This is a genomic window from Cupriavidus sp. 01L45, from assembly GCF_056399885.1.
The window spans coordinates 1-4303 of sequence record NZ_JBFTSG010000136.1 but is presented as its reverse complement, the minus strand read 5'-3'; the positions used below and the strand labels follow the sequence as shown (position 1 = coordinate 4303).

General features: G+C 60.8%; 3 protein-coding genes and 2 pseudogenes. All 5 read right to left on the bottom strand.

Going from position 1 to position 4303, the window contains the following annotated elements:
* Positions 1 to 30 precede the first annotated feature (30 nt).
* A pseudogene (locus AC1DT6_RS40295) lies at positions 31 to 648 on the bottom strand (alpha/beta fold hydrolase); the annotation flags it as partial.
* 1 nt (position 649) lies between these two features.
* Complete coding sequence (locus AC1DT6_RS40290) at positions 650 to 853, bottom strand: hypothetical protein (RefSeq protein ID WP_477115607.1); 204 nt, start codon at positions 851 to 853, stop codon at positions 650 to 652.
* A gap of 277 nt (positions 854 to 1130) precedes the next feature.
* A pseudogene (locus AC1DT6_RS40285) lies at positions 1131 to 1499 on the bottom strand (TetR family transcriptional regulator C-terminal domain-containing protein).
* 298 nt (positions 1500 to 1797) lie between these two features.
* Positions 1798 to 2880, bottom strand: coding sequence for an aminotransferase-like domain-containing protein (locus AC1DT6_RS40280; protein WP_477115606.1), 1083 nt, complete (start codon positions 2878 to 2880; stop codon positions 1798 to 1800).
* 97 nt (positions 2881 to 2977) lie between these two features.
* Positions 2978 to 4228 (bottom strand): ISL3 family transposase, encoded by a 1251-nt coding sequence (locus AC1DT6_RS40275; RefSeq protein ID WP_477115605.1) that lies wholly within the window; start codon positions 4226 to 4228, stop codon positions 2978 to 2980.
* Between the last annotated feature and the right edge of the window lie 75 nt (positions 4229 to 4303).

Genomic DNA, 4303 nt, shown 5'->3' with positions numbered 1-4303 from the left:
ATTGTGGGGTCCGGCAGATTCGGCGTCGTTTCAACTACGGATGAATGCCAACAGGTCGGCGTTGAACCTGTCCTTGTGCGTGTCGGTGAGCCCATGCGGCGCACCGGGGTAGACGATCAGCTTCGCGTTCCTGACGAGCTTTGCCGATGCGCGTCCGGCGGCGTCGATCGGCACGATCTGATCGTCGTCGCCGTGGATGATCAGGGTCGGCACGTCGATCTTCCTGAGATCCTCGGTGAAATCGGTTTCCGAAAATGCCTTGATCGAGTCGTACGTACTCTTGTGTCCACCCTGCATGCCCTGCGCCCACCATGCGTCGATCAACCCCTGCGACGGCTTTGCACCGGGACGGTTGAAGCCATAGAACGGGCCCGCCGGCACGTCCTTGTAGAACTGCGACCGATTGGCAAGTTGTGCGGCACGCAGGCCGTCGAATACTTCGATTGGCAGTCCGCGCGGATTGGCGGCAGTCTTTACCATCAGAGGCGGCACCGCCGAAACCAGCACCACCTTTGAAACGCGTCGCGTCCCATGCCGGCCGATGTACCGGGCCACCTCGCCTCCMCCCGTGGAGAARCCCACCAGGATGGCGTCCCGCAGGTCAAGGGTTTCGAACACAGTGGCCAGATCGTCGGCATAGGTGTTCATCTTAGAGCTGGGTGCCGTCCTTTGCCGTGATGTAGCTGCCTGAGGCCTTGCCGCGTGCCGTTGAGGGACTCGATCCCATTGCCGACGGTGCCGCCGCAGCAGGTCCGGGCAAGCTGGAAGCCGCCAGCGCGCTGGCGGCGGCCGCGCTGCCCACCAGCAGGTTACGTCGCGATAGGCCTTGATCGAGGCTGCGATCTGAAGACATGGTGAGACTCCTTTATTGGCGCGTGCGCGCGTTGCCTTGAATATGTCTGAGCGTCAGGTTCTTGGTCATGGTGCCGATGCATGCTGGTTTGTGCAGGCTTCAATGTAGTTGGGCGATGACACAGGCAACAGGCACATCTTTATCGTTTTCGACTGGGCCATCGACATGGGGCGGCATGACCTATGGTTGCTAGCGCGTCGACCAGGTGATCTATTGGCGCGAGTGCGCAGTGCCTGATATATATGATCAGTCGTCTTTTTAAGGCCGCAAAAAAATTTCAGTACAACAACCGCTTGGGGGTGACTTGCTGAAATCGTCGGCAGGCGTCGCCATTGCGCTGGACCTTGCTGCGCAGGACCGCCCCTTCCCAGGCTTCGATAATGATGGACGCGAGCTGCTCGGAATCTACGTCCGCCGCAGTTCCTGGCGCAGCCTGGCCTCATCAAGGCAGGCATGTGATCATGCCTTCCCAGCGCGCCAGAATGCGCTCCAGAGCCGTTCGGACTTCACCGCTGGTATTGGACAATTCGAGAGAAAGGTTGCCCACAAGGCATCCGAGCGTGAAATCTTGTGCCGCGTGGTCCGCCACCAGCAACTCGAACAACTTTCCGATCCTGGCCAACGGCGCGATGCGCGCGTCATACATTACTTTGGCATGGCATTGTTCAATGGAATCCCAATAGGCTTCGAGCACTTCGGCGGCAAAGGCTTGCTTGCTGTCGAAATAGCTGTAGAAGGATCCCTTGGGAACATCGGTGGCACCGACGATGTCCCGCGCCAGACCCGTTGAAACCGGCGCTGTGAATCACACGAGCACCGTCGATGAGCAGCCGGCTACGGATCTCGGGGTTGGCGGGTCTTGGCATGTCGCAATAGTTGCTAAGCAGATGCGGAGAGCAATAGACGACTGGTTGATTATTTGCCAAGCGTCCCATGACGATCGCCTATGCTTTCAGCGCGCGCATCAGTTCGGCAACCAGGCGATCGGCTTCAGTCTGACTGCGCAGATTGGTAAAGCCCATCATCAAGCCACGCCGCCCTGGCGCACCATGCCGCCAGGCGGTCAGCGAATGGACGGCGAATCCTGCCTCGCGCGCGCGGCGGGCCATCGCCAGATCGTCAAGATCGTCCCTGACGTCGACCAGAAGGTGCATGCCGCCATCCTGCAGGCAAACAGTGAAGCCGTCCGTTTTGTATGGCGCCAGCGCCTCGGCCAGCATTGCGCGTCGTCGTGCGTAAAGCGTGCGCATGCGTTTGATGTGCCGGGCGAAGTGTCCCTGCGCAATAAACTCCGCCGCCACGGCTTGCAAGAGTTCGGGGCAGCCGCCATGCACCATGCGCCTGCAGGCCAGATTCATGGTCGGCACCAGACTTTGTGGCACGACCACGTAAGCGAGCCGTAGTCCCGGGTACAGCACCTTGCTAAGCGTGCCGCAATAGATCACCCGGTCGCATGTGTCCAGGCTCTTCAGGGCCGGCAACGGGTGGCCGCGGTAACGAAACTCGCCGTCGTAGTCGTCCTCGATGATCCATGCGCCCCGCTCACCGGCCCAGTCGAGCAGTTCGACGCGACGTTGCAGTGTCAGTGCCACGCCAGTCGGGCTCTGGTGCGATGGCGTCACTACGGCCAGGCGCGCCTCTGGAAAATGCTGACGCCCAAATTCGACGTCGAGGCCATGATCATCCACTGGCACATTCCGGACCTGCAGGTTCAGGCGCCTGAGTGACTGGGCTGTCGGAGGGTAGCTGGGATCCTCAACCCAGGCGCTTTCGCCCGCCAGCCTGAGCGCATCCACAATCAGCGCAAGGCTGGCCGTATATGCCGGCACGACGAACACCTGGTGCGGCTGGGCGTCGATGCCCCGTGAGCGCTGCAGGTAAGCGGCCAACGCTTCTCGCAGCGGGCCAAATCCGGCTGACGCCGGCCTGGTCAGCGAGCCGGCGCTGCGTATTTGCCGAGCCATCAACCTCGTCCATAGTTTTCGCGGGAACTCATCCAGCGCGGGAAGCCCGAGTTGCAACGGCACGGGGATTCCACCATCCGTTTCGATCGAAAACTCGGTAAGTTCCTGGTCCGGTGGCGTGCGGCTGGATCCAGCCGCTGCGGCCACGCGGTGGGGAGGTTCATCCGACTTTCGTGTGGGTCAGCGCAGCTGGATGTAGGTTGAGACCACCGCAGTGGAAGTAGACGGCGATCTTAAAGTGGTCCGGATTGCGATAGCCGCAGGCTCGCTTCTGCACAGTGGCGATCTTGGAATTCAACCCCTCGGCAACGGCATTGGTGATGCGATGTTTGAAGTAGGTCAGCACATTCGGCAAGTGGCGGGCGATCAGCCGGGCGGCGTCAATCATCGGCGCCAGCCGGCTATGGGTCGCCCAGAAGTACCAGCGCCTCCAGAAGCGTGTGGCCCAGCCGGTGGTGCGGTAATTCCACAGCCCCCGCAGCGCCTCCTTCAAGGCCCAGGCTCGAGCTGTTTTCAGCTCCATCGTCCTCAGTGCATTGAAGCGTTCCCTGGTCGGCTCCAGCATGTTCTCCGGGTTGGTCAGCCACAGGTATTTGCTGCGGGCGAGGGTGTCGTCTCCGGCTTTCAGCAACGCCTTGTGCTCCTGCTTTCTGACTTTGTCCACCGCCTCAATGACATGGCGCATGATGTGGAAGCGGTCAAAGACCATCTTCTCGTCTGCGCCAGGCACATTGGCCTGGCAGGCGTTGATGTAGGCCGGCCACATGTCCAGGCTGATAGCGTCAATGGCCTCCCGATACGCCACCGGGAAAGCCTCGAAGTAAGCGGCCAAGCTGGCCTGCTTGCGCTCTTCTCCGATGTATTCCACCGTCGCTTCTTCCAGATCGCACACCAGCGTCATATAGCGATGTCCCTTGGCGATTGCCTTTTCATCCACGCCCATCAGCCGGGGCATCTCGTTGGCTTTCGCCGCCCGCCCCCTCAATACAGCTCTTTCCATCACGTGCCAGGCTTCGTCCCACGTAATGCGCAAGATCTCCGCGGCTCGCTTGACATTCGTTGCCAGCAATATGTCGATTGCCAGCGCTTCAAACAGATGCGTAAACCGACTCCCAGCCTCCGCCCACGGCATCCTCACTTGCCTCACGCCATGCTCCGGACACGACACTCGCGGAGGCCGCGCGTGCAGATACGTCAGGAACTGGCAGCTATCCAGGTGTCGCCACACCCRTTCTCCAAGGTGGTCATAGACCGCCAATTCCTTCCCGCACTCGGGGCACGAAAAACGCTGTCCCTCCAAGTGCCCTACATGCACTTCGACATGCTGCCGCGCCACGTCCAGGTCGACACGCTCCACCGTCCATGGCGCAGTCACGCCAAGCAGCTGCCGGTACAGTTCCACGCTGTCCATCGCACACCTCCTTACCAAGCCATGCGCGAAAGCGTACTACCTACCCACACGAAAGTCTGAAGAACCTGAAGAACC

Excerpts from the sequence above, each read along its gene's own strand:
- AC1DT6_RS40290 (WP_477115607.1), bottom strand. The coding sequence starts at position 853 with ATGTCTTCAGATCGCAGCCTCGATCAAGGCCTATCGCGACGTAACCTG.